General features: G+C 32.6%; 35 protein-coding genes. 3 read left to right on the forward strand and 32 right to left on the reverse strand.

Annotated features, from left to right (window positions below; all coding sequences use genetic code 11):
- Window positions 1-3 precede the first annotated feature (3 nt).
- The 24 genes from rplO to rpsL form a co-directional block, all read right to left on the reverse strand.
- Window positions 4-456 (reverse strand): 50S ribosomal protein L15, encoded by a 453-nt coding sequence (gene rplO, locus ACIQZ1_RS05155; RefSeq protein ID WP_353170473.1) that lies wholly within the window; start codon window positions 454-456, stop codon window positions 4-6.
- 11 nt (window positions 457-467) lie between these two features.
- Entirely contained in the window at window positions 468-647 is a 180-nt protein-coding gene (gene rpmD, locus ACIQZ1_RS05160; RefSeq protein ID WP_353146821.1) for a 50S ribosomal protein L30, read from the reverse strand.
- 11 nt (window positions 648-658) lie between these two features.
- Entirely contained in the window at window positions 659-1183 is a 525-nt protein-coding gene (gene rpsE / locus ACIQZ1_RS05165; RefSeq protein ID WP_396159684.1) for a 30S ribosomal protein S5, read from the reverse strand.
- Window positions 1184-1189: 6 nt separating this feature from the next.
- Window positions 1190-1540: a 50S ribosomal protein L18 gene (gene rplR, locus ACIQZ1_RS05170; RefSeq protein WP_396159686.1), complete on the reverse strand. Its 351-nt coding sequence runs from the start codon at window positions 1538-1540 to the stop codon at window positions 1190-1192.
- A gap of 11 nt (window positions 1541-1551) precedes the next feature.
- Complete coding sequence (rplF, locus tag ACIQZ1_RS05175; RefSeq protein WP_396159689.1) at window positions 1552-2094, reverse strand: 50S ribosomal protein L6; 543 nt, start codon at window positions 2092-2094, stop codon at window positions 1552-1554.
- Between the two features lie 18 nt (window positions 2095-2112).
- A complete protein-coding gene (gene rpsH, locus ACIQZ1_RS05180) occupies window positions 2113-2511 on the reverse strand; it encodes a 30S ribosomal protein S8 (protein WP_166125942.1) in 399 nt (132 codons plus the stop codon).
- A gap of 104 nt (window positions 2512-2615) precedes the next feature.
- Window positions 2616-2885: a 30S ribosomal protein S14 gene (gene rpsN, locus ACIQZ1_RS05185; RefSeq protein ID WP_396159691.1), complete on the reverse strand. Its 270-nt coding sequence runs from the start codon at window positions 2883-2885 to the stop codon at window positions 2616-2618.
- A gap of 3 nt (window positions 2886-2888) precedes the next feature.
- Window positions 2889-3440 carry a 50S ribosomal protein L5 gene (gene rplE, locus ACIQZ1_RS05190; RefSeq protein WP_396159692.1) on the reverse strand — a complete coding sequence of 184 codons (552 nt, stop codon included), beginning with the start codon at window positions 3438-3440 and terminating at the stop codon, window positions 2889-2891.
- 2 nt (window positions 3441-3442) lie between these two features.
- Complete coding sequence (gene rplX, locus ACIQZ1_RS05195) at window positions 3443-3757, reverse strand: 50S ribosomal protein L24 (RefSeq protein ID WP_091314328.1); 315 nt, start codon at window positions 3755-3757, stop codon at window positions 3443-3445.
- An 11-nt stretch (window positions 3758-3768) separates the two neighbouring features.
- On the reverse strand, window positions 3769-4137 hold the full coding sequence (gene rplN, locus ACIQZ1_RS05200) for a 50S ribosomal protein L14 (protein WP_091314332.1): 369 nt from the start codon (window positions 4135-4137) through the stop codon (window positions 3769-3771).
- A 2-nt stretch (window positions 4138-4139) separates the two neighbouring features.
- Window positions 4140-4397, reverse strand: coding sequence for a 30S ribosomal protein S17 (gene rpsQ / locus ACIQZ1_RS05205; RefSeq protein WP_291241488.1), 258 nt, complete (start codon window positions 4395-4397; stop codon window positions 4140-4142).
- 17 nt (window positions 4398-4414) lie between these two features.
- Window positions 4415-4606: a 50S ribosomal protein L29 gene (rpmC, locus tag ACIQZ1_RS05210; RefSeq protein ID WP_291241489.1), complete on the reverse strand. Its 192-nt coding sequence runs from the start codon at window positions 4604-4606 to the stop codon at window positions 4415-4417.
- A gap of 12 nt (window positions 4607-4618) precedes the next feature.
- Window positions 4619-5038 carry a 50S ribosomal protein L16 gene (gene rplP / locus ACIQZ1_RS05215; RefSeq protein ID WP_291241490.1) on the reverse strand — a complete coding sequence of 140 codons (420 nt, stop codon included), beginning with the start codon at window positions 5036-5038 and terminating at the stop codon, window positions 4619-4621.
- Between the two features lie 20 nt (window positions 5039-5058).
- Window positions 5059-5799 (reverse strand): 30S ribosomal protein S3, encoded by a 741-nt coding sequence (gene rpsC / locus ACIQZ1_RS05220; RefSeq protein WP_396159695.1) that lies wholly within the window; start codon window positions 5797-5799, stop codon window positions 5059-5061.
- An 8-nt stretch (window positions 5800-5807) separates the two neighbouring features.
- Window positions 5808-6218 carry a 50S ribosomal protein L22 gene (gene rplV / locus ACIQZ1_RS05225; RefSeq protein WP_091314353.1) on the reverse strand — a complete coding sequence of 137 codons (411 nt, stop codon included), beginning with the start codon at window positions 6216-6218 and terminating at the stop codon, window positions 5808-5810.
- A gap of 6 nt (window positions 6219-6224) precedes the next feature.
- The gene (rpsS, locus tag ACIQZ1_RS05230) at window positions 6225-6503 is read right to left on the reverse strand and encodes a 30S ribosomal protein S19 (RefSeq protein WP_091314356.1); all 279 of its coding nucleotides are present in this window, start codon (window positions 6501-6503) and stop codon (window positions 6225-6227) included.
- A gap of 6 nt (window positions 6504-6509) precedes the next feature.
- On the reverse strand, window positions 6510-7334 hold the full coding sequence (gene rplB / locus ACIQZ1_RS05235; protein WP_396159697.1) for a 50S ribosomal protein L2: 825 nt from the start codon (window positions 7332-7334) through the stop codon (window positions 6510-6512).
- Window positions 7335-7343: 9 nt separating this feature from the next.
- On the reverse strand, window positions 7344-7634 hold the full coding sequence (gene rplW, locus ACIQZ1_RS05240; RefSeq protein ID WP_353146852.1) for a 50S ribosomal protein L23: 291 nt from the start codon (window positions 7632-7634) through the stop codon (window positions 7344-7346).
- Between the two features lie 8 nt (window positions 7635-7642).
- Window positions 7643-8272 (reverse strand): 50S ribosomal protein L4, encoded by a 630-nt coding sequence (rplD, locus tag ACIQZ1_RS05245; protein WP_396159699.1) that lies wholly within the window; start codon window positions 8270-8272, stop codon window positions 7643-7645.
- Window positions 8272-8889 (reverse strand): 50S ribosomal protein L3, encoded by a 618-nt coding sequence (gene rplC / locus ACIQZ1_RS05250; protein WP_396159701.1) that lies wholly within the window; start codon window positions 8887-8889, stop codon window positions 8272-8274. Before rplC ends, rplD begins: the two co-directional genes overlap by 1 nt.
- Before the next feature lie 204 nt (window positions 8890-9093).
- On the reverse strand, window positions 9094-9399 hold the full coding sequence (gene rpsJ, locus ACIQZ1_RS05255; protein WP_091314374.1) for a 30S ribosomal protein S10: 306 nt from the start codon (window positions 9397-9399) through the stop codon (window positions 9094-9096).
- Window positions 9400-9410: 11 nt separating this feature from the next.
- Complete coding sequence (gene fusA / locus ACIQZ1_RS05260; RefSeq protein ID WP_396148656.1) at window positions 9411-11567, reverse strand: elongation factor G; 2157 nt, start codon at window positions 11565-11567, stop codon at window positions 9411-9413.
- 11 nt (window positions 11568-11578) lie between these two features.
- Complete coding sequence (rpsG, locus tag ACIQZ1_RS05265) at window positions 11579-12055, reverse strand: 30S ribosomal protein S7 (RefSeq protein WP_091314380.1); 477 nt, start codon at window positions 12053-12055, stop codon at window positions 11579-11581.
- A 26-nt stretch (window positions 12056-12081) separates the two neighbouring features.
- Window positions 12082-12468, reverse strand: coding sequence for a 30S ribosomal protein S12 (gene rpsL / locus ACIQZ1_RS05270; RefSeq protein ID WP_091314384.1), 387 nt, complete (start codon window positions 12466-12468; stop codon window positions 12082-12084).
- A 232-nt stretch (window positions 12469-12700) separates the two neighbouring features.
- Between rpsL and ACIQZ1_RS05275 the strand changes: the two genes are divergently transcribed.
- Both ACIQZ1_RS05275 and rlmB read left to right on the forward strand, forming a co-directional pair.
- The gene (locus ACIQZ1_RS05275; RefSeq protein WP_396159704.1) at window positions 12701-14356 is read left to right on the forward strand and encodes a hypothetical protein; all 1656 of its coding nucleotides are present in this window, start codon (window positions 12701-12703) and stop codon (window positions 14354-14356) included.
- Window positions 14357-14391: 35 nt separating this feature from the next.
- A complete protein-coding gene (gene rlmB, locus ACIQZ1_RS05280) occupies window positions 14392-15129 on the forward strand; it encodes a 23S rRNA (guanosine(2251)-2'-O)-methyltransferase RlmB (RefSeq protein WP_396159706.1) in 738 nt (245 codons plus the stop codon).
- Between the two features lie 16 nt (window positions 15130-15145).
- Here the strand turns inward: rlmB and ACIQZ1_RS05285 are convergent, their stop codons facing one another.
- Window positions 15146-15922 carry a rhomboid family intramembrane serine protease gene (locus ACIQZ1_RS05285; protein WP_396159708.1) on the reverse strand — a complete coding sequence of 259 codons (777 nt, stop codon included), beginning with the start codon at window positions 15920-15922 and terminating at the stop codon, window positions 15146-15148.
- A 110-nt stretch (window positions 15923-16032) separates the two neighbouring features.
- Between ACIQZ1_RS05285 and ACIQZ1_RS05290 the strand changes: the two genes are divergently transcribed.
- Window positions 16033-17322, forward strand: coding sequence for a replication-associated recombination protein A (locus ACIQZ1_RS05290; protein ID WP_396159710.1), 1290 nt, complete (start codon window positions 16033-16035; stop codon window positions 17320-17322).
- A gap of 47 nt (window positions 17323-17369) precedes the next feature.
- Here ACIQZ1_RS05290 and ACIQZ1_RS05295 read toward each other — a convergent pair whose 3' ends face one another.
- The 7 genes from ACIQZ1_RS05295 to radC all read right to left on the reverse strand — a co-directional run bounded on the left by ACIQZ1_RS05295 (window position 17370) and on the right by radC (window position 22528).
- A complete protein-coding gene (locus ACIQZ1_RS05295; RefSeq protein ID WP_396159712.1) occupies window positions 17370-18098 on the reverse strand; it encodes a hypothetical protein in 729 nt (242 codons plus the stop codon).
- Window positions 18095-18781: a YjjG family noncanonical pyrimidine nucleotidase gene (locus ACIQZ1_RS05300; RefSeq protein WP_396159714.1), complete on the reverse strand. Its 687-nt coding sequence runs from the start codon at window positions 18779-18781 to the stop codon at window positions 18095-18097. Before ACIQZ1_RS05300 ends, ACIQZ1_RS05295 begins: the two co-directional genes overlap by 4 nt.
- Window positions 18782-18783: 2 nt before the next feature.
- Window positions 18784-19272 (reverse strand): hypothetical protein, encoded by a 489-nt coding sequence (locus tag ACIQZ1_RS05305; RefSeq protein WP_396159716.1) that lies wholly within the window; start codon window positions 19270-19272, stop codon window positions 18784-18786.
- The gene (locus ACIQZ1_RS05310) at window positions 19265-20557 is read right to left on the reverse strand and encodes an ABC transporter permease (RefSeq protein WP_396159718.1); all 1293 of its coding nucleotides are present in this window, start codon (window positions 20555-20557) and stop codon (window positions 19265-19267) included. The genes ACIQZ1_RS05305 and ACIQZ1_RS05310 overlap by 8 nt, the downstream gene beginning before the upstream one ends.
- On the reverse strand, window positions 20554-21183 hold the full coding sequence (locus ACIQZ1_RS05315) for an ABC transporter ATP-binding protein (protein ID WP_396159719.1): 630 nt from the start codon (window positions 21181-21183) through the stop codon (window positions 20554-20556). Before ACIQZ1_RS05315 ends, ACIQZ1_RS05310 begins: the two co-directional genes overlap by 4 nt.
- An 88-nt stretch (window positions 21184-21271) precedes the next feature.
- Complete coding sequence (locus ACIQZ1_RS05320; RefSeq protein WP_396159722.1) at window positions 21272-21742, reverse strand: hypothetical protein; 471 nt, start codon at window positions 21740-21742, stop codon at window positions 21272-21274.
- A 102-nt stretch (window positions 21743-21844) separates the two neighbouring features.
- Window positions 21845-22528, reverse strand: coding sequence for a DNA repair protein RadC (gene radC, locus ACIQZ1_RS05325; RefSeq protein WP_396159724.1), 684 nt, complete (start codon window positions 22526-22528; stop codon window positions 21845-21847).
- Between the last annotated feature and the right edge of the window lie 30 nt (window positions 22529-22558).

Consider the following 22558-nt stretch of genomic DNA (forward strand, 5'->3'; position numbering starts at 1 on the left):
TAATTAAAGAATTACTACTTCTCCTCCAGCAGCTTCGATAGCCGCTTTTGCAGTTGCAGTAAATTTGTGAGCACTAACTTTTAATTTTGTTTTTAGCTCACCTCTTCCTAAAATCTTTACTAAGCTATTTTTAGTAGCCAAACGTGTGTCTACAAATACTGTAAAATCTACAGTTTCTGAGATAACACCATTTTCTACTAAACCTTGTAAAGTATCAAGATTAATACCTTGATATTCTACTCTATTGATGTTTTTGAAACCAAATTTTGGTACTCTTCGTTGAAGAGGCATTTGACCTCCTTCAAAACCAATTTTCTTTGAATAACCAGAACGAGATTTGGCTCCTTTGTGTCCTCTTGTTGAGGTACCACCTTTACCAGATCCTTCACCTCTACCTACTCTTTTGTTTTGGTTGTGAACAGAACCTTCTGCTGGTTGTAAATTACTTAAATTCATAACATGTATTGTTATTTAGTTTCTTCTACAGAAACTAAGTGTTTAACTTTATTTACCATTCCAAGGACAGCAGGACTTGCATCGTGCTCAACAACTTGACCCATTTTTTTTATACCAAGAGCGATTAATGTTCTCTTTTGGTCTAATGGACAGTTGATTTTACTTCTAACTTGTTTTACTAAAATTTTCATATCTCCTTGATTTATCCTTTAAATACTTTATCTAAAGATACTCCTCTTTGTTTTGCAACTGTAAGAGCACTTCTCATTTGTAACAAAGCATCAAAAGTTGCTTTTACTACGTTGTGAGGATTCGATGAACCTTGAGATTTAGATAATACATCGTGTACACCAACTGATTCTAATACCGCACGTACAGCACCACCAGCGATAACTCCTGTACCGTGTGAAGCTGGCATTAAGAATACTCTTGCACCACCAAATTTACCTTTTTGCTCATGAGGAACAGATTGTCCACTTAAAGGAATTTTTACTAAATTTTTCTTAGCATCTTCCACTGCTTTCGCAATTGCTTCAGAAACATCTTTAGATTTTCCTAAACCGTGACCTACTACTCCGTTTTCATCTCCAACTACAACAATAGCTGAAAAACCAAAAGCTCTACCACCTTTAGTTACTTTAGTAACACGATTAACACTAACCAAACGATCTTTTAATTCAAGACCTGCTGGTTTCACTAATTCTACGTTTTTATAATTGTGATACATACCTTATTAGAATTTAAGTCCCGCTTCTCTAGCTCCTTCAGCTAACGATTTTACACGTCCATGGTATAAGTTTCCTCCTCTATCAAAAGCGATAGTAGAAACACCAGCTTTAAGCGCTTTTTCAGCGATCAATTTACCAACTGCATTTGCAGTTTCGATTTTAGTACCTTTAGATACTCCTTTATCTCTCGATGAAGCAGCAACTAAAGTAACACCGTTTACATCATCTATGATTTGCGCATAGATTTCCTTATTACTTCTAAAAACAGAAAGTCTAGGTTGAGCAGCAGTTCCGCTTACAGTCTTTCTGATTCTGAACTGTATTCTTTGTCTTCTTTCAGATTTTGTTAATGACATAACTTTATATTTTAAGCTGATTTACCTGCTTTTCTTCTTACTTCCTCACCAACAAACTTAACCCCTTTACCTTTGTAAGGTTCTGGTTTACGGAAAGCTCTGATTTTAGCAGCAACCTGTCCTAATAATTGTTTGTCAAATGAAGTTAATTTCACTATCGGATTTTTACCTTTTTCTGAGATTGTTTCAACACTTACTTCAGAAACTACTTCAAGTACTATATTGTGAGAAAAACCTAAAGCTAGATCTAATTTTTGCCCTTGGTTTGATGCTCTATATCCTACTCCAACTAATTCTAATTGTTTTGTGAAACCTTCTGCTACTCCAATAATCATGTTATTGATTAATGAACGATAAAGTCCGTGTTTCGCTCTCTCATTCTTATGATCTGTTTCACGTTCAACGATAACATTGTTATCTTCAATTTTGATCGTTACATCAGAATATTCCTGAGTAAGCTCGCCTAATTTTCCTTTTACTGTAACTACAGCATCTTTCACTTCTACAGTTACTCCTGCTGGAATTGCAATTGGATTTTTACCTATTCTTGACATCTTATATAGTCTTTAAAATTAGTATACGTAACAAATTACTTCACCACCTACATTTAACTGCTTAGCCATTTTACCAGTCATAACTCCTTTAGAAGTTGACACGATAGCAATACCTAAACCATTTAAAATTCTTGGGATGTTAGTAGAACTTGCGTACTTACGTAAACCTGGTTTACTAATTCTTTGGATATCTTTAATTACTGACTCTTTAGTATCTTTATCATACTTTAAAGCAATTTTGATAGTACCTTGTACGGTAGAATCTTCAAACTTGTAACTTAAGATATATCCTTGATCGAATAAAATCTTTGTGATTTCTTTTTTCAAGTTCGAAGCAGGAATTTCAACCACTTTGTGATTTACTCTAGCTGCATTTCTTACTCTAGTAAGATAATCTGCAATTGGATCTGTATACATATGTATAGATTTGCGATTATGGTTTTCAGGAAGCACTCGCTTCCTGAACCTTTAATCAATTAAAATTATTTTTTGGTTTGCAAAAGTAATAACTTTTTGCGAGATTACCAAGAAGCTTTTTTAACTCCAGGTATTAAACCTTGATTTGCCATTTCACGGAATGTTACACGTGAAAGACCAAATTGACGCATATACCCTCTTGGTCTACCAGTTAATTTACAACGATTGTGTAAACGAATTGGCGAAGCGTTTTTAGGTAATTTTTGTAATGCATCATAATCTCCAGCTTTTTTCAAAGCTTTTCTTTTTTCAGCATATTTATCTACAACAGCTTGTCTTTTAACCTCACGGGCTTTCATTGATTCTTTAGCCATAACTTAGTTCTTTTTGAAAGGTAAACCTAATTCAGTTAATAATGATTTTGCTTCTTTATCTGTTTGAGCAGAAGTAACAAAAGTAATATCCATTCCAGAAATTTTGTTTACTTTATCAATATCAATTTCAGGAAAAATGATTTGTTCTAAAACTCCTAGGTTGTAATTACCTCTTCCATCAAATCCTGTAGATTTAATTCCACTAAAATCTCTAACACGAGGTAAAGATGATGTAATAAGTCTATCTAAAAACTCATACATTCTTTCTCCACGTAAAGTTACTTTAGCACCAATTGGCATACCTTTTCTCAGTTTAAATGATGCAACGTCTTTCTTAGAAATAGTAGCAACTGCTTTTTGACCAGTAATTTTAGTTAACTCATCAACAGCGTAATCTACTAATTTTTTGTCAGACACAGCAGCACCAACACCACGGCTAATAACAATTTTTTCCAATTTTGGAACTTGCATTACATTTTTGTAACCAAATTCTTCTTTCAAAGCAGCAACTATTCTGCTTTTATATTCTTCCTTTAGTCTTGGTAAGTATCCCATAACTATATAACTTGATTAGATTTTTTTGAAAATCTTACTTTTGTTTCTCCATCCATTCTAAATCCTACTTTAGAAGTCTCCTTTGTTTTAGAGTCTACTAATGCTAAATTAGAAATATGAATAGGAGCTTCTTTTTTCACGATTCCACCTTGTGGGCTTTTTGCACTTGGCTTCGTATGTTTTGAAACCATGTTTAATCCTTCCACAACGGCTTTGTTTTTATCGCGAATTACACGTAAAACTTTACCTTCTTGTCCTTTATGATCACCAGCATTAACTCTTACTAGGTCACCTGATTTTATTTTAATTTTCATCATTTCTTTGAGAATTAAAGCACCTCAGGTGCTAATGATACAATTTTCATGAATTGTTTTTCACGAAGTTCTCTAGCTACTGGACCAAAAACACGAGTACCTCTCATTTCACCACCAGCATTTAATAACACACAAGCGTTATCATCAAATCTAATGTATGAACCATCGGCTCTTCTCACTTCTTTTTTGGTACGTATTACAACTGCAGTTGAAACAGATCCTTTTTTAACATTACTGTTAGGAGCGGCATCTTTTATTGAAACTACAATTTTATCACCTACAGATGCGTAACGACGTTTCGTTCCACCTAGAACACGGATAGTTAAAACTTCTTTTGCTCCCGTGTTATCTGCTACTTTTAATCTTGATTCTTGTTGTACCATAATTACTTAGCTCTTTCAATGATTTCAACTAATCTCCAACATTTCGTTTTACTTAAAGGACGCGTTTCGCTAATTCTTACAGTATCACCAATATTACAGTCGTTTGTTTCGTCGTGTGCAACATATTTCTTAGTTTTTAACACGAACTTACCATACATAGGGTGTTTTACTCTTTTTGTTTCTGAAATAACAATAGATTTATCCATTTTATTACTAGTAACAACACCAACTCTTTCTTTTCTTAAATTTCTTTTTTCCATCTTTCAGCAGAATACAATTATTGTAACTCTCTTTTAGTAATTTCAGTTGCAATTCTTGCCACTGATCTTCTTAATGTTCTCATTTGAAGCGGATTCTCGATTGGAGAAATAGCATGAGCCATTTTAAGGTCGTTATACGTTTTCTTTACCTGAACAAGCTTTGCTTGTAAGTCAGCTACAGATAGATTTTTTATTTCAGATTGTTTCATAATTAATTTTTATTATGCTTCGAAATCTCTAGCAACGATAAACTTAGTTTTTACAGGAAGTTTTTGTGCTGCAAGACGTAAAGCCTCTTTAGCTACAGAGATAGGCACTCCACCTACTTCAAACATAATTTTTCCTGGTTTTACAACAGCAGCCCAATATTCGACTGCTCCTTTTCCTTTACCCATACGTACCTCAAGTGGTTTCTTTGTAATAGGTTTGTCTGGAAATATTTTAATCCATAATTGACCCTCTCTTTTCATGTAACGAGTTGCAGCAATACGAGATGCTTCAATTTGACGAGACGTGATAAAAGAAGAATCCATAGATTTAATACCAAACATTCCATTTGAAAGGATGTGCCCTCTTTGAGAGTTCCCTTTCATTCTTCCCTTTTGTACCTTACGATATTTTGTTCTTTTAGGTTGTAACATTTTGTCTTTAATTTAAAAAATTACTTTCTTTTGCGTGGAGCTGGTTTACCGCCTTTTCCTTTTAAATCAAAACCACCTCTTTCAGAAGATTTTGGACCTTTTTTGTCCATACCTACTAATGGAGATAAATCTCTTTTACCATAAACTTCGCCCTTCATTATCCATACTTTGATACCCATTCTACCATAAGTAGTATGTGCTTCAGATAATGCATAATCAATGTCTGCTCTGAAAGTTGATAATGGAATTCTTCCTTCTTTGAAACCTTCAGAACGCGCCATCTCTGCACCATTTAAACGACCAGAAATAAGAACCTTAATTCCTTCTGCGTTCATTCTCATTGCTGCTGCTATAGCCATTTTGATAGCTCTTCTGTAAGAAATACGACTTTCGATTTGACGAGCAATAGAGTTACCGACTAAGTAAGCATCTAATTCAGGTCTTTTGATTTCGAAAATGTTGATTTGAATTTCCTTATCTGTAATTTTCTTAAGTTCTTCTTTTAACTTGTCTACCTCTTGTCCGCCTTTTCCGATAATAATACCAGGTCTAGCAGTAGTGATAGTAACGGTTACAAGTTTTAAAGTTCTCTCGATAATTATTTTTGATACACTAGCTTTCGTTAAACGTGCATGGATATACTTTCTGATTTTATAATCTTCGGCGATTTTATCACCGTAATCATTTCCACCATACCAGTTTGAGTCCCATCCTCTGATGATACCAAGTCTGTTTCCAATTGGATTTGTCTTTTGTCCCATACTGTTAATTAATTACTTTGTGTGTTATTGATAGCTCCTAAAACCACGGTTACGTGATTAGAACGTTTTCTAATTCTGTGTGCTCTACCTTGAGGTGCAGGACGTAATCTTTTTAACATCATACCACCATCAACTCTAATCTCTTTAATAAATAAGCCAGCGTCTTCCATACTAGATCCTTCGTTTTTAGCTGACCAATTGGCGATAGCTGATAAAACTAATTTCTCTAATTTTTTTGAAGCTTCTTTTGGACTGAATCTTAATATATTAAGAGCATTTTCTACCTTCTGACCTCTTACTTGATCCGCAACTAAGCGCATTTTTCTTGGTGAAGAAGGGCAGTTATTTAACTTTGCAAACGCAATTTGCTTATTAGCTTCTTTTCTTGCGTCAGCTGCTTCTCTTTTACGAACTCCCATGACTTCTTATTTTTTACCTTTATTTTTCGCACCCGCGTGACCTCTAAAAGATCTTGTTGGTGAGAATTCTCCTAATTTATGACCAACCATATTCTCAGTTACATAAACTGGAACAAATTGACGGCCATTGTGAACAGCGATAGTTTGTCCTACAAAATCTGGAATAATCATAGATGCTCTAGACCAAGTCTTCACAACATTTTTATTACCACCTTCTATATTCTCTTGTACTTTTTTCTCTAATTTAAAGTGTACAAATGGTCCTTTTTTTAATGAACGTGCCATATCTTATTATTTCTTTCTACGTTCTACAATATACTTGTTACTCGGGTTAACCTTAGAACGAGTTCTATAACCTTTAGCTGGTAAACCTTTTCTTGAACGTGGGTGACCTCCTGAAGAGCGTCCTTCTCCACCTCCCATAGGGTGATCAACTGGGTTCATAGCCACTGGTCTTGTTCTAGGTCTTCTTCCTAACCATCTAGTTCTACCTGCTTTACCAGATACAACTAATTGGTGGTCAGAGTTAGATACTGCTCCAATTGTAGCCGAGCAAGTTAACAAGATTAATCTTGTTTCTCCTGATGGCATTTTAATTGTTGCATATTTTCCATCTCTAGCCATTAACTGAGCAAATGTACCTGCCGAACGCGCAATAACTGCACCTTGACCAGGTCTTAATTCGATACAAGAAATAACTGTTCCTAATGGAATTTTACTTAAAGGTAACGCATTTCCAATTTCTGGTGAAGCATCTTCTCCTGAAACTATAGTTTGCCCAACTTGTAAACCATTCTGCGCAATAACGTAAGTTTTTGCTCCATCTGCATAATATAATAATGAAATGAATGCTGAACGGTTTGGATCATATTCGATTGTTTTCACATTAGCAGGTACTCCAGCTTTTGCTCTTTTAAAATCAATAATACGATACTTTTGTTTATGACCACCACCTGTATAACGCATGGTCATTTTTCCTTGACTATTTCTACCTCCAGAGTTTTTTTTCGGTGCGATCAATGAACGCTCCGGCTTATCAGTTGTAATAGTGTCAAAGCTATTTACAACTCTAAAACGCTGACCTGGGGTAATAGGTTTTAATTTTCTAACTGACATTGTTGTATATTAGATATTAGTATAAAAATCTATCGATTCTCCTTCTTTAACTTGAACAACTGCTTTTTTGTAAGCATTTGTTTTTCCACTGATTAATCCGCTTTTAGTGTATTTTACACTTCTATCAGCTCTATAGTTCATTGTTCTAACAGCAACTACAGTAATACCAAATGCTGTTTCAACAGCCTTTTTGATTTGTACTTTGTTAGCTGTTTTCTCAACTATAAAACCAAAACGGTTAAAAACTTCACCATCTTTAGTTAACTTTTCAGTTACAATTGGCTTGATAATAACACTCATGATCTGAATTATTTACTTAAATTAGCTTCTATTGCTTCAATTGAACCTTCTAAAAGAACTAAACTTTTTGCATTTAAAATTGCATAAGTACTTAATTCTGAACTAGTTACAACAGAAGTTGTTTTTAAATTACGCGACGACAAATATACATTTTTATTTGTATCACCTAATATAAATAGAGATTTTTTGTTTTCTAACCCTAAAGAACTCAATACATTAATGAATTTTTTAGTGTTTGGCGTGTCGAAAGTAAAATCTTCAACAACAAGAATATTTGATTCAAAAGCCTTTAAAGAAAATGCTGATTTACGAGCTAATCTTTTTAAGTTTTTATTCAATTTGAATGAATAACTTCTTGGTCTTGGTCCAAAAACAGTACCCCCACCTTTGAATAAAGGAGATTTTTTTGATCCTGCACGAGCAGTACCTGTACCTTTTTGTTTTTTAATTTTACGTGTACTACCTGTAACTTCAGCTCTTTCTTTAGCTTTATGCGTTCCTTGTCTTTGGTTAGCCAAGTATTGCTTAACATCTAAATATACAGCATGTTTATTAGGTTCTATAGCGAAAACGGTATCGTCAAGATTTACTTTACGACCTGTTTCTTTTCCGTTGATATCTAAAACTTTTACTTCCATTACTTCTGAATGATTACATAAGAGTTTTTGCACCCTGGTACACACCCTTTAATTACTAAAAGATTTTTATCAGCAACAACTTTCAAAACTTTTAAGTTTTGAACTGTTACATTATCTCCACCCATTCTTCCGGCCATTCTCATTCCTTTGAATACTCTAGAAGGATAAGATGATGCTCCTACAGATCCTGGTGCACGTAAACGGTTATGTTGACCGTGAGTGGCTTGACCTACCCCACCGAAACCATGACGTTTTACAACACCTTGAAATCCTTTACCTTTTGAAGTTCCAACAACATCCACAAATTCACCTTCAGTGAATAAGTTTACATCAATTGTATCTCCTAACTTAAACTCCTCCTCAAAACCGTGGAATTCAACAACTTTCTTCTTAGCAGCAGTTCCCGCTTTCTTGAAGTGACCTTCTTCAGCTTTTACTGTATGCTTTTCAGTTTTGTCATCGAAACCTAATTGAAGGGCTTCATACCCATCAACTGCATTGGTTCTGACTTGGGTCACAACGCATGGTCCAGCTTCAATAACGGTACATGGAATGTTCTTTCCATTCTCGTCAAAGATGCTAGTCATACCGATTTTTCTTCCGATTAACCCAGACATAAATACATATTATTTAATTAAACATTGATTTTCAGCACGATTGCTGAATTTTTTCAAGGGTGCAAATATATAAATATTTTATTATTCTCAAAAATAAATATTAACTTATTTTTAAAAACAACAAAAATCTAATATTTTTCCCTTTGAAATATAAAAAAACCGAGTAGTATTTAAACTCGGTTTTTTAAATATATTGAAATAAAGTTATACTTTAATTTCTACTTCAACACCACTTGGTAATTCCAATTTCATTAACGCATCAATCGTTTTTGAAGAAGAACTATAAATATCTAGAAGTCTTTTGTATGACATCAATTCAAACTGCTCTCTAGATTTTTTGTTTACGTGTGGAGAACGTAATACTGTAAAAATTCTTTTGTGTGTTGGTAATGGAATTGGACCCGTTACTACAGCACCTGTGCTTTTTACAGTTTTTACAATCTTTTCAGCAGACTTGTCTACCAACATGTGATCGTAAGATTTCAATTTTATTCTGATTTTTTGACTCATTTTCTTAAGAATTAAGCGTTACCTTTTGCTTTTTTAATTACCGCTTCTGATATATTAGCAGGTGTTTCAGCGTAGTGTGAGAACTCCATAGTTGAAGTTGCTCTACCTGAAGACAATGTTCTTAATGTAGTTACATAACCGAACATTTCTGATAATGGTACATCTGCTTTGATAGTTTTAGCACCGTTTCTGTCACCCATGTCATTCACCTGACCTCTACGACGGTTAATATCTCCTACGATATCTCCCATGTTTTCTTCTGGTGTAATAACTTCCATTTTCATGATAGGTTCTAATACGATAGCTCCTGCAGCTTTTGCTACTTCTCTATAACCCATTCTAGCTGCTAATTCGAAAGAAAGAGCATCTGAATCGACTGGGTGAAAAGATCCGTCTAACAAAGTTACTTTTAAACTATCTACTTGATATCCTGCTAAAGGACCAGTTTTCATAGCTTCACGGAAACCTTTTTCAACAGAAGGGATATATTCTTTAGGAACGTTTCCTCCTTTTACCTCATTCACAAATTGTAATCCTACAGGAATTTTACCGTCCACTTCATCAGCAGGCTCTAATCTAAATACGATATCACCGAATTTACCACGACCTCCAGATTGTTTTTTGTATGTTTCTCTATGAGTAGCTGATTTTGTAAATGCTTCTTTGTATTCAACTTGAGGCTCACCTTGGTTTACTTCAACTTTGAATTCACGTTTCATTCTATCTACAAGGATATCTAAGTGTAACTCACCCATCCCTGAAATAATAGTTTGTCCTGAAGCTTCATCAGTTCTAACTGTAAATGTTGGATCTTCTTCAGCTAATTTAGCTAAAGCCATACCCATTTTATCCACGTCTGCTTTTGTTTTTGGTTCAATAGCGATACCAATTACTGGTGCAGGGAATTTCATAGACTCAAGAATGATTGGGTGTTTTTCATCACACAATGTATCTCCAGTTTTGATATCTTTAAAACCAACTGCCGCTCCAATATCTCCAGCCTCAATATATTCGATTGGATTTTGTTTGTTTGCGTGCATTTGATAGATACGAGAAATTCTTTCTTTACTTCCAGAACGTGTATTTAACACATAAGAACCAGCATCTAAACGACCTGAGTAAGCACGGAAGAAAGCCAAACGACCTACGAATGGGTCAGTAGCAATTTTAAATGCTAAAGCTGCGAATGGCTCTTTAACATCAGGCTTACGTAATATTTTAGTTTGATCTTCTTCTAATAGTTCAGCATCATCTGGATGAATTCCTGTAATACCTTCTTTATCCATTGGAGATGGTAAGTATTTACATACCGCATCTAACATGAATTGAACCCCTTTGTTTTTGAATGATGAACCTGCAATCATAGGAATAATTGCCATATCCATAGTAGCAGCTCTCAACGCAGAGTTGATTTCTTCTTCTGTAATTGAATCTGGATCTTCCATGTATTTATCAAGCAAGTTTTCATCGTAATCAGCAACTGCTTCAATAAGAATATCTCTATATTGTTTTACTTCATCAACCATATCAGCAGGAATTTCGATGATATCGAAAGTAGCTCCTTGCGTTTCATCATGCCATACAATAGCTTGATTCTTAACTAAGTCTACTACCCCTTTAAAATCTAATTCTTCACCAATAGGTAAAGTAATTGCAACTGCATTAGACTTTAACATGTCTCTAACTTGCTGACAAACAGCTAAAAAGTTAGAACCTTGTCTGTCCATTTTGTTTACGAATCCCATACGAGGCACTCTATATTGATCTGCTAATCTCCAGTTAGTTTCAGATTGTGGTTCTACACCATCAACTGCACTAAATAAGAAAACTAAACCATCCAATACACGTAAAGATCTATTTACTTCAACAGTAAAATCAACGTGTCCTGGAGTATCAATAATATTAAAGTGATATGGCAAACTTTCTGGCAACAACTTTCCTTGTTCAGTTGGAAAATTCCATGTACAAGTAGTTGCAGCAGAAGTAATTGTAATACCTCTTTCTTGTTCCTGAGCCATCCAGTCCATTGTTGCAGCACCATCATGTACTTCACCAATTTTGTGTGATTTTCCAGTATAGAACAAAATACGTTCTGTAGTTGTAGTTTTACCCGCATCAATGTGCGCAGCAATACCTATATTTCTCGTGAATTTTAAATCTCTAGCCATTTCTGTACGAATTAAAATCTAAAGTGAGAGAATGCTTTATTAGCATCTGCCATTTTGTGAGTATCCATTCTTTTCTTAACTGCCGCACCTTCTTCTTTGGCCGCTGCTAATATTTCTGCAGCTAATTTACCAGCCATAGATTTTTCATTTCTTCTTCTAGTGTAAAGAATTAACCATTTAATTGCCATAGATACTTTTCTATCTGGGCGAATTTGCATAGGAATTTGAAATGTAGCTCCACCCACTCTACGTGAACGTACTTCTACGTGAGGCATAACGTTTGTTAATGCATCTTTCCAAATTTCTAATGCTGATTTCTCTGCATCTTGTTTTTTTGTCTCAACTATATCTAAAGCATCATAAAATACTTTAAAAGCAACTGATTTTTTACCATCCCACATTAAGTTGTTTACGAAACGTGTTACCAACTGATCGTTGAATTTTGGATCTGGCAAAAGAGGTCTTTTTTTGGCCTGTCTTTTTCTCATGTCTTTTCTTTAAAAGTGTTAAATAATTACTTTTTAGCTGCTTCTTTAGGGCGTTTTGTACCGTATTTAGATCTACGTTGTGTTCTGTCTTTAACACCTGCTGTGTCTAAAGCACCACGCACAATGTGGTATCTAACTCCTGGTAAATCTTTTACCCTTCCACCTCTAACTAATACTATCGAGTGCTCTTGTAAATTATGTCCCTCTCCAGGAATGTATGCATTTACTTCGTTTCCGTTTGTTAAACGAACCCTAGCTACCTTTCTCATTGCTGAGTTTGGTTTTTTTGGAGTCGTTGTGTAAACACGAGTACATACACCTCTTCTTTGAGGACATGAATCTAAAGCCGCCGATTTACTCTTCTTAGTTATTTTGGTTCTTCCTGTTCTAACTAACTGCTGAATTGTTGGCATAATTAAATTTTAATTAAACTTTGTTTATTGTTACCTTATTTTAAGGGACGCAAAGGTAGAAATTATTTTTAATTATCCAAACTCTATATTATTTATTTTTAATTTTCTAACTTTTTGATAACCAGAAGATGCCATAAACAACCTTTTTGTGCATAGCATACAATATAAAATGACTTTTATTAAAATAAATTTCAGAAAATAAATATTATAAAAATTACGTTATATTTGGACTATGAAATATTTGTTTTTTCTATTTTTATTTTCACCTTATATATATAGTCAGCAATTTTATTTAAAAATTGAAGGAAGCTCTTCCTTTGAAAATAAAATAATTGATAGTATTGGCTACGCTAAAAAACATATCGAAATAAAGAATATTCTAGAAACTCAAAAAAAATTCAATGAAAATTTATTAAAAATTGGCTATTTAGAAAACGAATTACTTCAAACCAAAAAAAATAATGACAGTAGTTTTACCTTTACATATAGATTAGGAAATTTAACTCGAAATATTGAAATTAAAATCGATAGTCTATCAAACGAAGTAAAAGATATTTTAAACTTAACCACTTCTGAAATCATTTTACTTTCGAATACAGAAAATTTTATTAATGAAAAATTAAATATTTTAGAAAAGAAAGGTTTTGCCCAATCGAAAATACAATTAAGAAATTTTACCAAAACCAATAACCAATTACAAGCTAATTTAATAATTGAATTAAACAAAATTAGAAAGATCAATCAATTGGTTTTTCAAGGTTACAGCCAATTTCCAGAAGGCATTAAAAAGGTTTTTTTAAGAAAATACAATGCGAAACCTTTTAACAAAGACGTGATTAAAAAAATTCATTCTGATTTTAATGCTTTGCCTTTTGTATCTCAGATAAAATATCCAGAAGTTTTACTCACCACAGATTCTACAAAAGTATATTTGTATTTAGAAAAAAGAAAAAACAATACTTTTGATGGTTTTTTAGGATTTGGAAATAAAGAAGATACACAAAAATTACAATTTAATGGTTATGTAGATTTGAACTTGTACAATAACTTAAATTCTGGTGAACGCTTTAATTTGTATTGGAAAAATGACGGAAACAAACAAAGTACGTTTAATGTCAATTTAGATTTAGCTTATATTTTTAAAAGTCCAATGGCTTTAAAATCGAATTTAAAAATCTTTAAGCAAGATACTATTTTTCAAAATAGTAGTTTTGATTTTGATTTGGGTTATATGATTCATTACAACACAAAAGTTTTTATTGGCTATAAAGATAATGTTTCGGAAGCCATTCAAAAAATATCCTCTTCAACTATTAAAGATTTAAAATCCACATTTATTACTTCTGTTTTTGAACACAAAAAAGTCAGCTTTGATGATTCATTATTTCCTGATAAGTTTACCTTTTTTACAAAATTCGGAATGGGTAACCGAACAACAAGCGCTGTAAAAACGAATCAGTTTTTTGCTCAAATTCAACTACAAAAACTGCTCGAACTTAACAGAAAAAACGTTATTCATATTAAAACAGACACCTATTTTCTTAAAAGTAATGATTATTTTACTAATGAATTGTATCGATTTGGAGGCATTCAATCCATAAGAGGTTTTAACGAAAACAGCTTACAAGGAAATGTATTTACTGGTCTTTTTGCTGAGTACCGATATGTTGCTTCTCCAAATCTGTATTTTTATAGCATTACTGACTTCGGATATTATCAAGATAAAGCCAACAACACAAAAGACCAACTTTACGGATTGGGTTTTGGCTTTGGATTACTAAGCAATGGCGGCTTGTTTAATTTAGTGTATGCCAATGGAAACACAGGAAACCAAACCATAAAACTATCTAATTCTATCGTGCAAATTAGTTTTAAAACGTATTTTTAAAATAAATTTGAATAAACTTACCTATATTTGCACCTATGAAAAACGACAATCAGATTTTTGGAATTAGAGCCATTATTGAAGCCATACATTCCGGCGCAGTTATAGACAAAGTATTTATTCAGAAAGAAGCTCAGGGCGACTTAATGAAAGATTTAATGAAAGCTATAAAGGCGAATAATGTAAACTTTAGTTATGTACCTGTAGAAAAACTGAATCGTTTTACTTCATTAAATCACCAAGGGGCTGTGGCGACTATTTCGCCAATTGCTTTTCACGATTTAGATACATTAATTGAGCAAACTTTAGAAAGTGGTAAAACGCCTTTGTTTTTAATTTTAGACCAATTATCTGATGCGAGAAATTTTGGTGCGATTATTAGAACGGCTGAATGTGTTGGCGTTAATGGAATTATTGTTCAAAAACAAGGTTCCGCACCAGTAAACGGTGATACGGTAAAAACAAGTGCAGGTGCTGTTTTTAATATTCCGATTTGTAAAGTAGATCATATTAAGGATGCCGTTTTTCATTTACAAAGTTGCGACATCAAAACCGTAGCAGCAACTGAAAAAACAGAAAACACCATTTATGACATCGATTTTAAAGTTCCTGTAGCGATTATTATGGGTAACGAAGAACGCGGTGTAAATCCTTCTGTTTTAAAAGTGGTTGATGAAAAAGCAAAATTACCGATGTACGGAACTATTGAATCTTTAAATGTTTCGGTAGCTTGTGGTGCTTTTTTATATGAAGTAGTGAGACAGCGTCTTTTATAATTAGAGAATCATCTAATTATTTTTCATTTTTCAAAAAATCATAAATCACTTTTACTGAAGATTTAAAGTACGAATCTACTTCTGTTTCTTCCATAATTTCAGGTTTTGGAGGATTGATAAAATTCCCGTTTTCGTCAAATTGTTTGAAAAAAGGTTTGTCCGTTGGATCAAAATCAGGATGTTCCCAATCGTAAAAAATAGGTGTTGAAAATTGAGCTGTTTTCATAAAAATCGCCATCACCATTCCAGTTACAAAACCAGCGAAATGGCCTTCCCAAGACACGCCACCGTTTAACGTTTCTGCATTGGGAAACATATACCAAATAATTCCACCATACAACAAAACAATAGTTAAAGACAAAGCAACTAATCGGTAATATTTGGTTAAAATTCCTTTGAAAAAGATAAAACTCACCAAACAATACACCAATCCACTTGCACCAATGTGATACGAGTTTCTACCCAAAAGCCAGGTTCCTAATCCTGTAAATAAAACACCTAAAAACAACACTTTAAAAAACTGTTGACGGTAAAAATACTTCAAAGCCATCACCAAAAAGAAAATCGGAATAGAATTATTAAGTACATGTTTAAAATTTCCGTGAATAAAAATATGCAACGGAATGCCTCGTAAACCTTTAACTGTTTTAGGTAAAATTCCGTATTGATACATTTCAGGAAAATAATGCAAATTCAAATAATACGTCATCCATAATAACATTACAAAGAGTAACGGAAATAGTAACACGGAAAGTGAAAAATAAAAATTCTTATCTATGGACGATTTTATCATAACAAATCAAAATCAAAAATGAAGCCAAAGTACAAGGTATGAAAATTTGGCATATCATATTAAAATTAAAAAAAATTGGTTGAGAAGATTGCATTGATTAAATTTGCTTTATGACAATACCTTTAGCAGAACGAATTCGTCCGAAAACTTTATCGGAATACATTAGCCAATCACATTTAGTTGGTAAAAGTGGCTCGTTAACCCAACATATTGAGAAAGGAATTATTCCGAGTTTAATTTTATGGGGACCTCCAGGAACGGGAAAAACAACCTTGGCACAAATTATGGCACAGGAAAGTAAACGTCCGTTTTACGAGTTGAGCGCAATTAATTCAGGTGTAAAAGACATTAGAGACGTAATTGAAAAAGCCAAACAAAGCGGTGGTTTATTCACTGCTAAAAATCCTATTTTATTTATTGACGAAATTCATCGTTTTAGTAAATCGCAACAAGATTCGCTTTTAGCAGCAGTAGAAAAAGGCTGGATAACTTTAATTGGCGCCACTACAGAAAATCCAAGTTTTGAAGTCATACCTGCACTTTTGTCACGATGTCAGGTATATATTTTAAATGCTTTTACAAAAGAAGATTTAGAAAACATCTTACACCGAGCTATTTCTTCTGACGAATACTTACAAAAGAAAAAAATAAATTTAGTAGAAACAGAAGCATTATTTAGATTATCAGGTGGAGATGCTAGAAAGTTATTGAATATTTTTGAATTGGTAATTAATGCAACCGATACTTCGACAAGCTCAGCAATCATTGAAATTACAAATGAAAAAGTAATGCAATTGGTTCAAAAAAACACAGTATTGTACGACAAAACTGGTGAACAACATTACGATATTGTTTCAGCATTTATCAAGTCAATTCGTGGAAGTGACCCGAACGGTGCAGTATATTGGTTAGCTCGAATGATTGAAGGTGGCGAAGATGTAAAATTTATTGCCCGAAGAATGTTGATTTTATCAAGTGAAGATATTGGAAACGCCAATCCAACAGCATTTATTATGGCAAATAATGCCTTTCAGGCTGTGAGTACAATTGGCTATCCAGAAAGCAGAATTATTTTAAGTCAATGTGCTATTTATTTAGCCACTTCTGCAAAAAGTAATGCCAGTTATATGGCCATTGGAAAAGCCCAACAAGTTGTAAAACAAACTGGAGATTTACCCGTTCCTATTCATTTACGAAATGCGCCAACAAAATTAATGAAGGAATTAGGTTATGGCGAAGAATACAAATATTCGCACGATTTTGCTAATAATTTTGCTGAACAAGAATTTTTACCAACCGAATTATCTGAAACTACTTTTTTTGAACCAGGTGAAAACGCTAGAGAAAAAGAAATTCGTCAGTTTTTAAAAAACAGATGGAAGAATAAATATGGGTATTAGTTGGGTTTTAGGTTAAAGGTGTTGGGTGTAAGGAAAAATAATTTTTATTAAAACTGATACTCTTCAACAATATATTTACCATCAAAATAATATTCAAAAATACCTTTTTTATCAGTTTTAGTAAAAATACCATATGCACCTTCTTTATATGCAATAAAAAGATTAGGAGTTTTGGTAATTTGCAAAAACAATAAAACATTTTGCTCAGTTCCACCAATTTCAAAATCATGTGAATCATCTAGACTTTTTTCAAAACTACAATTCAAAAATGTTTTAAACTCAGTTACTAAAGGCTTTTCCGTATACACAATACTTTCAACTTCAGCTAATTTTGTTTCAACAACAACTTCTTTTAAATTAGTTACAACTGGTTTATATTTTTTTAATTCTGAACTTAACAAACCAACGGTTTCAATATAAGCGTTTTGAATATCTTTTTCTCTTGTTTTCACTTCTGCCGTTTCAAATAACAACTTATTTTGACAATCTCTAATTTGAAATTTCAATTTCGTTAAAAACATATTACTGTTATCTATTAAAACACCTGTTAAGGCATTACATTTATTTTGTGCAATCTCTTTAGGTAATTCTTCATCATCAAAAAACACTTGATAGCTATTAGAAACTAAAATTGCTTTTAACATGTTGTTTATATTATAAGTATTTTTAACCTTCTGAAATTCGTATTTGTTAGAAATAATAATCACTTTATTTTGTTGAGCAAAAGAAGTGAATGATAAGAAAACGAGTACTAAAATTGAAAAAAATTTCATCATAATATATTTTTTAATTGAATTAAACTTTGAATTTGAATAATTTCTTCATTTGAAACCATTTCATTTGCCGGATTGAAAAACACAGCTTTTATTCCGAAATTCAAAGCACCTAAAACATCTGCTTCAATACTATCTCCAATCATAATACTTTCAGTTTTAGAAGCATTTGCATTAGTTAGCGCGTGATTGAAAATATTTTCGTGTGGTTTTTTATGCCCCGCAGCTTCCGAATCGGTAATGGTAACGAAATATTTATCCAAATTACTTTTTTGTAATTTCACATCTTGTACAAATGAAAATCCGTTAGTAATAATATGTAATATATATTTATCTTTTAAATAGTCTAGCGTTTCGATTGTACCTTCAATTAAATGATTATTTGAAGTTAAATACTCAATAAACAAATGTGAAATGGTATTTATTTGATCTAATGAAATATAATAATTCAAAGCTTCAAAAGCGTCTTTAACTCTATTCACACGAAGTGTTTCTTGATCGATTTCGTTTTTCTCATACAATTTCCAATACGCAACATTAATAGGATTATAAATATCCATAAATTGTTGAGAATTGATATCGAAATTTAGTTCTTGAAATATTTTTTCAAAAGCTAAAGCCGAATTTTTTTCAAAATCCCAAAGCGTGTGATCTAAATCGAAAAAAATATGTTTTATAGCTTCCAAATTTATTTTCCTTTTACGATTTCGGCATTATCACAATTATAAATCCAGTCTTCTACATCGTCTTCATTTGGACGGAAAGTACCTTTTATTGTTAAATACGTATCGGTTTTTAATTTTGGCGTAGCACCTTTAAATTTAATTCCCATAATGGTTTCTGGACCTGATTTTCCACAAAAAAAACAAGAGGCAAAAACATTCTTACTCAAGGCGTAATTTTTGTTATCAATAGGCACAATAAATCCACTCATTACAATGGTTTTCTTAGCTAATTTTTTCAATTTTGTGTTAATAACTGGGAAATCAACTTCGCCATACGAAGCGTGTTTTTTCTTTAAATATTTAATTTCCCCTAGCAATTTCCAGGTTAGTGTATCTGCTGCTAAAAATACCTTTTTTGTAGATGTATAAGTGCTTACTTCACTTTGATTTTGAAAACTGAATAAAAAAACGCCTAGTATTAAGGCTAATATTATTTTTAATGAATTACGCATTTGCTAAAGTTTTTGATATATTAATAGTGTATGCTTTTATGGCTGGAATAACAGCTGCTATTAATCCAACTAACAAAGTTAAACCAAATAAAAGCCCTTCTTTTTCCCAAATAATTTCCATAGGATCAAATCCTAATTTAAAATCAGATTCTGATGCTTTTGATAACAAGATAATTCCAACTCTACCTAAAATAGTTCCGAAAAGATACCCCACAATACAAAGCAAAATACTTTCAAGCAAAACTACTAAAAGTAGTTGATGTTTTTTAGCACCGTTTACGCGCATTAAGGCAAATTCTGCTTTTCTTTCTTTTAGGGTGTTGAATAAAGCAATGAAAATAGAAATTCCAGAAATCAGCATAATTCCGAATGCTAAATATTTCAACGCATTTAATCCCACTCCAAACATATCGAATAATCTATTCATTTGAAACGTAGGCAAAGCGGCTTGCATTTTAGTGTTTTGTGCGATAATATTTGGCCACATAAAAACACCCATTTTGTTTTTAAACTCAATTAAAACAGACGTAATTTCCATATTTGGCTCATCAATGGTCATATCCGATTCGTGAGCATCATGATTACATTCTGCTGTATGAACATGCTCTTCTTCATCATGAACATGTCCGGGTTCTCTGTGAGCAGGATTTTCGGCAACTTCTTCGTGACCTTCTTCGTGGTGCATTTGCCAAACCGTTGGAATATTTGACAGAATTAAATTATCAATAACTTTTCCTGTTTTAGATGCGATTCCTACTACAATATATTCTCCATGGTCGTGAACTTCGCCTTCTGCAGCACTTCCGTGTGTTCCTTTAAAAGTATCTCCTAATTTTAAATTTAATTTTTCGGCAACATCAGCGCCAACAACTACTTCAAAATTGTGTTCGAATACTTTACCTTCCGCCATTTTAGCTTGATATTTTTCTATATAATCTGGGTTAGTTCCTACAATTTTAAATCCTACATAATTATCACCATAGGCTAACGGAATTGCTTTTTTTACATACGGATGTTGCATCCAAACTTTTACCGAATCGTAACTAATATTTCCTGTTGGATCATCAACTTGATATACTGATGAAAGCACAAGTTGTAGTGGACTTCCTTGAGCTCCAAGTACCAAATCGACACCATCTAAATTGCTTTGGTATTTTTCCTCGAATTGTTTTTCGACTAATATCAAAACTGTAATAATAGCTACCGAAGCCGTTAATAACAAAATGCTCAAAATAGTATTTAATGGTTTAAACCAAATATTTTTCCATGCTAATTTTCCGATCATAACATTGTAATTTGATTGGTGAATTTGGCTTTAATACGACTATCGTGTGTAACAATAATTAAAGCGGCTTTATATTCTTTAGATAATGATTCCAATAACTCAATTACGTTGTCCGCATTTTTATCATCTAAACTTGATGTGGGTTCATCGGCTAACAACACTTTAGGTTCATTCATTAATGCACGAGCTATAGAAACACGCTGTTGTTGTCCTACACTCAATTGGCTTGGTTGCTTGTGCGCTTGTTCTAAAATATCTAATTTATTTAATAATTCTTTAGCGCGTTTGGTGTGCTTTTTACCTGTGGCTAACCAACTTGCCATTTCTAAATTTTCTAAAACAGAAAGTGATGCAATAAAATGCGATTTTTGAAAAACCACACCAATATTTTTACCTCTAAATTTATCTGCTTTACTTCCTTTAAGATTTGTAAAATCTATATTATCAATTAAAATTTCTCCAGAATTGGGTTGCAACATACCTGCCAAAATATGCAAATAGGTAGTTTTTCCTTTTCCAGAATTTCCTGTAACTAAAATAGTACTCCCAGCCTGGCAAAACAAATCAGGCATAATGAAATTTTGATCTTTATTATAAGAAAATGTAATATTTTTGGTGCTAATCATTTTGTTTTATATTATGTGGCAAGATAAGAATATTGAAATAAGATTAAAAACGTTTAACAAAAATTTATCTCAATAGAATAAAAACGTGTTACGCTTCGTAATCTTCCACTAATAATCCTTTTTCTTCATTGTAATAAATTGCTAATGAGCCATCAATAAAATCAAAATGAATGAAATTCTCGTTTCTGTTTTCGTAATCATTTACGGTGTTTACAGATAGAAGTGGCGTTTTAATTTTATCTTTCCAAAGAGTAGCTGCGCTCACATCTACTCTTTTTAACGAAAGCACTTCTTGAAATTTTTCGGCTAACATTTTTTGTTCTTCCTCAAAATTGTAGTTTGAAGAAATTGTATAACCATTATCTTCTTCATTAATTTTAAAAAAATAAGTAGTCGTTTTATCAAAAACAATTTCAATAGTGTCAACAAAAACAAATTTTTCATTAGGGTTGACTAAATTAATCCAAAAATGATAAAAAATTGCCGAAATATTTTGATGCTGTTTTATTTGTGAAACTAATCTTAAATCTTGTTTGGAAAATTGATATAATTCGTTCATTGTTATTAATTGTAAATTTATTTTGCAAAAGTACATTAACTATTTTAAAGACATAGACTCATAGTTTTTTATTTGTATGGTAAATAAATCTGCGTACCCATATTAAAAAATACCCGAATCTTTAAAACTTAAATAACCAAATTCAGTAATAATTATGTGATCTAATACAAAAACGTCTAAAGTTTGACCTGCAACTTTTAACTTTTTAGTCAATTGTAAATCGGGTTCACTGGCTTGTAATTTGCCAGATGGATGATTGTGACATAAAATTATTGAGGTGGCATGATATTCAAAAGCCGTTTTGAAAACCATTCTATTATCAACAACAGTTCCTGTTATGCCGCCTTTACTAATTTGCGATTTATGAATTACTTTATTTGAATTATTTAAATATAATACCCAAAATTCTTCGTGAGGTATTTCTCCAATTATGGGTTGCATAATTTCAAATATATTTTTACTTGATGTGATTTTTGGTAACTCTGTAGCTTCTTCTAACCTTCTTCTTCTACCTAATTCTAAAGCGGCTACAATACTTATAGCTTTTGCTTCGCCGATACCTTTATATTGAATTAATTGATGAACTGAAAGTTTGCTAAGTTGATTGAGATTGTTGTTTGATGCTGCTAAAATTCGTTGACACAATTGCACTGCACTTTCATTTCTAGAGCCTGAACCTATTAAAATGGCTAATAATTCCGAATCGGATAAAGTAGATTTACCTTTAAATTGTAGTTTTTCTCGTGGACGATCGTCTTCAGCCCACTGATGAATTGGCGTGTACATAAAAAATATTTTGGCGTTTAAAAAAACCAA

The organism is Flavobacterium sp. (genome assembly GCF_044341185.1).
Lineage (GTDB): Bacteria > Bacteroidota > Bacteroidia > Flavobacteriales > Flavobacteriaceae > Flavobacterium.

Excerpts from the sequence above, each read along its gene's own strand:
- rplV (WP_091314353.1), bottom strand. The coding sequence starts at position 6,218 with ATGGGAGTTCGTAAAAGAGAAGCAGCTGACGCAAGAAAAGAAGCTAAT.
- ACIQZ1_RS05305 (WP_396159716.1), bottom strand. The coding sequence starts at position 19,272 with ATGCGTAATTCATTAAAAATAATATTAGCCTTAATACTAGGCGTTTTT.
- rplD (WP_396159699.1), bottom strand. The coding sequence starts at position 8,272 with ATGGAAGTAAAAGTTTTAGATATCAACGGAAAAGAAACAGGTCGTAAA.
- ACIQZ1_RS05320 (WP_396159722.1), bottom strand. The coding sequence starts at position 21,742 with ATGAACGAATTATATCAATTTTCCAAACAAGATTTAAGATTAGTTTCA.
- rpsG (WP_091314380.1), bottom strand. The coding sequence starts at position 12,055 with ATGAGAAAAAGACAGGCCAAAAAAAGACCTCTTTTGCCAGATCCAAAA.
- fusA (WP_396148656.1), bottom strand. The coding sequence starts at position 11,567 with ATGGCTAGAGATTTAAAATTCACGAGAAATATAGGTATTGCTGCGCAC.
- rpmD (WP_353146821.1), bottom strand. The coding sequence starts at position 647 with ATGAAAATTTTAGTAAAACAAGTTAGAAGTAAAATCAACTGTCCATTA.
- ACIQZ1_RS05295 (WP_396159712.1), bottom strand. The coding sequence starts at position 18,098 with ATGATGAAATTTTTTTCAATTTTAGTACTCGTTTTCTTATCATTCACT.
- ACIQZ1_RS05315 (WP_396159719.1), bottom strand. The coding sequence starts at position 21,183 with ATGATTAGCACCAAAAATATTACATTTTCTTATAATAAAGATCAAAAT.
- rplW (WP_353146852.1), bottom strand. The coding sequence starts at position 7,634 with ATGAGTGTTATTATCAAGCCAATTGTAACTGAAAAGTTAACTAAAGAT.
- ACIQZ1_RS05275 (WP_396159704.1), top strand. The coding sequence starts at position 12,701 with ATGAAATATTTGTTTTTTCTATTTTTATTTTCACCTTATATATATAGT.
- rpsS (WP_091314356.1), bottom strand. The coding sequence starts at position 6,503 with ATGGCACGTTCATTAAAAAAAGGACCATTTGTACACTTTAAATTAGAG.
- rplC (WP_396159701.1), bottom strand. The coding sequence starts at position 8,889 with ATGTCTGGGTTAATCGGAAGAAAAATCGGTATGACTAGCATCTTTGAC.
- ACIQZ1_RS05285 (WP_396159708.1), bottom strand. The coding sequence starts at position 15,922 with ATGATAAAATCGTCCATAGATAAGAATTTTTATTTTTCACTTTCCGTG.
- rpsC (WP_396159695.1), bottom strand. The coding sequence starts at position 5,799 with ATGGGACAAAAGACAAATCCAATTGGAAACAGACTTGGTATCATCAGA.
- rpsJ (WP_091314374.1), bottom strand. The coding sequence starts at position 9,399 with ATGAGTCAAAAAATCAGAATAAAATTGAAATCTTACGATCACATGTTG.
- ACIQZ1_RS05290 (WP_396159710.1), top strand. The coding sequence starts at position 16,033 with ATGACAATACCTTTAGCAGAACGAATTCGTCCGAAAACTTTATCGGAA.
- rplO (WP_353170473.1), bottom strand. The coding sequence starts at position 456 with ATGAATTTAAGTAATTTACAACCAGCAGAAGGTTCTGTTCACAACCAA.
- rpsE (WP_396159684.1), bottom strand. The coding sequence starts at position 1,183 with ATGTATCACAATTATAAAAACGTAGAATTAGTGAAACCAGCAGGTCTT.
- ACIQZ1_RS05310 (WP_396159718.1), bottom strand. The coding sequence starts at position 20,557 with ATGATCGGAAAATTAGCATGGAAAAATATTTGGTTTAAACCATTAAAT.
- rpsN (WP_396159691.1), bottom strand. The coding sequence starts at position 2,885 with ATGGCTAAAGAATCAATGAAAGCCCGTGAGGTTAAAAGACAAGCTGTT.
- rplX (WP_091314328.1), bottom strand. The coding sequence starts at position 3,757 with ATGATGAAAATTAAAATAAAATCAGGTGACCTAGTAAGAGTTAATGCT.
- rpsL (WP_091314384.1), bottom strand. The coding sequence starts at position 12,468 with ATGCCAACAATTCAGCAGTTAGTTAGAACAGGAAGAACCAAAATAACT.
- rplF (WP_396159689.1), bottom strand. The coding sequence starts at position 2,094 with ATGTCAAGAATAGGTAAAAATCCAATTGCAATTCCAGCAGGAGTAACT.
- radC (WP_396159724.1), bottom strand. The coding sequence starts at position 22,528 with ATGTACACGCCAATTCATCAGTGGGCTGAAGACGATCGTCCACGAGAA.
- rplB (WP_396159697.1), bottom strand. The coding sequence starts at position 7,334 with ATGTCAGTTAGAAAATTAAAACCTATTACCCCAGGTCAGCGTTTTAGA.
- rplN (WP_091314332.1), bottom strand. The coding sequence starts at position 4,137 with ATGGTACAACAAGAATCAAGATTAAAAGTAGCAGATAACACGGGAGCA.
- rpsH (WP_166125942.1), bottom strand. The coding sequence starts at position 2,511 with ATGTATACAGATCCAATTGCAGATTATCTTACTAGAGTAAGAAATGCA.
- rplP (WP_291241490.1), bottom strand. The coding sequence starts at position 5,038 with ATGTTACAACCTAAAAGAACAAAATATCGTAAGGTACAAAAGGGAAGA.
- rplE (WP_396159692.1), bottom strand. The coding sequence starts at position 3,440 with ATGGGATACTTACCAAGACTAAAGGAAGAATATAAAAGCAGAATAGTT.
- rplR (WP_396159686.1), bottom strand. The coding sequence starts at position 1,540 with ATGTCATTAACAAAATCTGAAAGAAGACAAAGAATACAGTTCAGAATC.
- rpsQ (WP_291241488.1), bottom strand. The coding sequence starts at position 4,397 with ATGGAAAAAAGAAATTTAAGAAAAGAAAGAGTTGGTGTTGTTACTAGT.
- rpmC (WP_291241489.1), bottom strand. The coding sequence starts at position 4,606 with ATGAAACAATCTGAAATAAAAAATCTATCTGTAGCTGACTTACAAGCA.
- rlmB (WP_396159706.1), top strand. The coding sequence starts at position 14,392 with ATGAAAAACGACAATCAGATTTTTGGAATTAGAGCCATTATTGAAGCC.